The organism is Frankia sp. CgKIO3, from assembly GCF_977946435.1.
The window spans coordinates 1-3,280 of the sequence record NZ_CDWTMO010000135.1 but is presented as its reverse complement, the minus strand read 5'-3'; the positions used below and the strand labels follow the sequence as shown (position 1 = coordinate 3,280).

The 3,280-nt window shown below is 69.5% G+C and carries 4 protein-coding genes; 2 read left to right on the top strand and 2 right to left on the bottom strand.

The annotated features are described in order from the left end of the window. Positions 1-96: 96 nt before the first annotated feature. Together AC08OJ_RS14795 and AC08OJ_RS14790 are read left to right on the top strand one after the other, a co-directional pair. Positions 97-1,182, top strand: coding sequence for a PLP-dependent cysteine synthase family protein (locus AC08OJ_RS14795; protein ID WP_476593501.1), 1,086 nt, complete (start codon positions 97-99; stop codon positions 1,180-1,182). A gap of 114 nt (positions 1,183-1,296) precedes the next feature. Continuing rightward, complete coding sequence (locus AC08OJ_RS14790) at positions 1,297-1,731, top strand: response regulator (RefSeq protein WP_476593500.1); 435 nt, start codon at positions 1,297-1,299, stop codon at positions 1,729-1,731. Between the two features lie 32 nt (positions 1,732-1,763). Here the strand turns inward: AC08OJ_RS14790 and AC08OJ_RS14785 are convergent, their stop codons facing one another. Both AC08OJ_RS14785 and AC08OJ_RS14780 read right to left on the bottom strand, forming a co-directional pair. Further along, positions 1,764-2,861, bottom strand: a complete 1,098-nt coding sequence (locus AC08OJ_RS14785; protein WP_476593499.1) for an amidohydrolase family protein — start codon at positions 2,859-2,861, stop codon at positions 1,764-1,766. A 96-nt stretch (positions 2,862-2,957) separates the two neighbouring features. Further along, positions 2,958-3,280 (bottom strand): hypothetical protein (locus AC08OJ_RS14780; RefSeq protein WP_476596007.1); only part of this gene is annotated, 323 nt, incomplete at its 5' end.

Here is a 3,280-nt window from a genome sequence, read left to right as displayed (position 1 = left end):
ATAAGAGATAAACAGCTCACAGATCGACGAATCGACGAAGGCGGGCGGAAAGAACAAAGATCTTCATCCAAGCATGATCCGGGGAACGGGAAGGGCATGAGTGATGCACCCGCCAGACAGGACGTCCGATGGACTCGGGAGGCCATTCGCCGAGTCGAGGCCGACACCAACAGATCGGCGGACACCCACCTGTTCCCCCTGCACCTGTGGCCGGCGGAACGGGGCGTGGACATCTATCTGAAGGACGAGTCGACGCATCCCACCGGCTCGTTGAAACACCGCCTGGCCCGGTCGCTGTTCCTCTACGGGCTGTGCAACGGCTGGATCCGGGAGGGGACGACGATCGTCGAGGCGTCCTCCGGGTCGACGGCGGTCTCGGAGGCCTACTTCGCCCGCATGCTCGGACTCCCCTTCATCGCCGTCATGCCCGCCTCGACCAGCGCTCAGAAGATCGCCCTGATCGAACGTGAGCGGGGTCGCTGCCATCTGGTGGCGGACGCCACCACGGTGTACGCGGAGGCCAGGCGGCTGGCCGAGGCCACGAACGGTCACTACATGGACCAGTTCACCTACGCGGAACGAGCGACGGACTGGCGCGGCAACAACAACATCGCCGAATCGATCTTCAATCAGATGGCGTTGGAGCGCCATCCCATCCCCACCTGGATCGTCGTCGGCGCCGGCACCGGGGGCACCAGCGCCACGATCGGGCGTTATCTGCGGTACCGGCAGCACAACTGCGCGCTGTGCGTCGTCGATCCCGAGGGCTCGGCGTTCCACCGCGCCTGGTCCACCGGCGACCCGCACGCCACCGGCGGGCACTCCCGCATCGAGGGCATCGGCCGCCCACAGGTGGAGCCGAGCTTCCTCCCCGACGTCGTCGACCGGATGATCACCGTGCCCGACGCGGCGTCCGTCGCGGCCATGTTGTTCCTGGAGACGCTGACGGGCCGCCGGACGGGTGCCTCCACCGGGACGAACCTCTGGGGCGCGGTGCGGCTCGCCTGCGAACTGGTGTCCTCTGGTCACCGCGGCAGCGTGGTCACCCTGATCTGCGACGGCGGCGAACGGTACGCCGACACGTACTATTCCGGTTCCTGGCTCGACGCGGCCGGCTTCGACCCGCGGCCGTTCACCGAGATCCTGCGCCAAGCCGTGACCTCCACAACCTGGCCAGGCTGACACGGCCTTCGGGCTGACACGGCCTGGCCGGCGCGGTGGCGACCCACCGAAAGCGATGCTACGGTTCCTCCGATCACTAAATGCCACCGGCAAATTACCTACTGCGGTGATTTTATGCGGAACCTGTCGCAGGACCCGGCCGGACAACGACCGGCGGACTCCGAGCCCGCCCGGCACGGCGGGACGATTCTAATCGCCGAGGACGACGCCGCGTTGCTCGAGGTCGCCCGGCGGATCCTGAGCCGCAACGGCTACGAGGTGCTGGCGGCTTCCACCGCCCCCGACGCGTGCTCGATCGCGATCGAGCACCGGGGCGACATCCACCTGCTGCTCACGGACGTCATCATGCCGCGCATGCAGGGCAGGGAACTCGCGAACCGCATCCGGGCCCAGCAACCCGGCATCCGGGTGCTCTACATGTCGGGCTACGCCGATCCCGTCCTCACCGCGCAGGGAAAGCTGGACCCGGGGGTATCGCTGTTGACCAAACCTTTCTCCGAACGCACCCTGCTGGACAAGGTCCGGCAGGTCCTCGATGCTCCCCGCTGACCGGCCGCGTACCCGGGGGGACGCAGGGACGTTCAGGGAGAGACCGGCCGTCCGCGCAGGACGATGAGGTCCGGGGCGCCGAGCACCGCGACGTCGGCCCGCGGGTCGCTCGGATACACCACCAGATCGGCCCAGGCGCCCTCGGACAGGCCCGGATAACCGAGCCAGGAGCGGGCCCCCCAGGTCGCCGCGTCGAGCGCGGCCGCCGCCGGCAGCCCGGCCAGGCGGAGCTCGGCCACCTCCGCGGCGACCAGCCCGTGCGGGAGGCTTCCCCCGGCGTCGGTACCGACGAAGATCGGGATGCCGGCATCGTAGGCCGCCCGCACGGTGTCATGGCGCCGGGCGTGCAGGGCGCGCATGTGCCGGGCATAGGCGGGGAACTTCGCCTCGGCGCCCGCGGCGATGTCCTCGAAGGTCGAGATGTTCACCAGGGTTGGCACGATGGCGACCCCCCGCTCGGCGAACAGCGGGATCGTGTGCTCGGTGAGACCGGTGGCGTGCTCGATGCAGTCGATCCCCGCCTCGACGAGATCCGCGAGGGAGTCCTCGGCGAAGCAGTGGGCGGTGACTCGGGCTCCGGCGGCGTGCGCCGCGTCGATCGCGGCCTTCGCCACGTCCGCGGGCCAGCACGACGCCAGGTCGCCCAGCCCGCGGCCGATCCAGTCGCCGACGAGCTTCACCCACCCGTCGCCCCGGTCGGCCTGCGCGAGGACCTCGGCGACGAGGTCGGCCGGCTCGACCTCCGCCGCGTAGTTGCGGAGGTACCGCCGGGGCCGGGCGATGTGCCGGCCGGCCCGTACCAGCCGGGGCAGGTCGTCACGGGCGTCGATCCACCGGGTGTCGGCCGGGGAGCCGGCGTCGCGCAGCAGCAGCGCGCCCGCCGCCCGGTCGGTGATGATCTGCTGCTCGGTGGTGGGCCTGTCGACGGCGCCGTGCGCGGCGAGGCCGACATGGCAGTGAGCGTCGACGAGACCGGGCAACACCCATCCGGAGACCGTCCGTACGTCCCGGGCCGCCGCACCGGTGGGGGCGGAGAAGGTGATCCGGCCGTCGACGACCCAGACCTCGTCACGGACATCCGTCGGACCGACCAGCACGCCGCCACGGATCCGCAGCGTCGGCACGCTCATATTCACGTCATATCCCTATCACCGTCGTCCGGTCACCGGCGCGCCGGCACCAGGCCCGTGGCGAGGACGCGCCGCCTGATCGGGCGCCGGAAGCACTCAGACGTCGAGCTGCGACTCGACGGCGCGCAGCCGATGACGGGCCAGCGCGAGGTTCGCGCGCGACTTGTCGAGCACCAGATAGAGGAACAGGCCACGGCCGGAATGGCTCTGCAACAACCGGATCAGGTGATACTGGCGACCCAGCGTGATCAGGATGTCCTCGATGGTGTCCTGAAGCCCGAGACTCTCCATCGTCCGAATCTTCGCCCGGATGACCTCGGTGTTTCCGGCCGCGGCGATCTCGAGATCGATCGCATGCGTGTTACCGGCCGTTCCGAGGGTCATTCCACTGGTGAAGTCGACGAGGGCAGCCCCAAGGA

What these genes read in the sequence shown, in the direction of transcription:
- AC08OJ_RS14795 (WP_476593501.1), top strand. Translation starts at nt 97, where the DNA reads ATGAGTGATGCACCCGCCAGACAGGACGTCCGATGGACTCGGGAGGCC.
- AC08OJ_RS14790 (WP_476593500.1), top strand. Translation starts at nt 1,297, where the DNA reads ATGCGGAACCTGTCGCAGGACCCGGCCGGACAACGACCGGCGGACTCC.
- AC08OJ_RS14785 (WP_476593499.1), bottom strand. Translation starts at nt 2,861, where the DNA reads ATGAGCGTGCCGACGCTGCGGATCCGTGGCGGCGTGCTGGTCGGTCCG.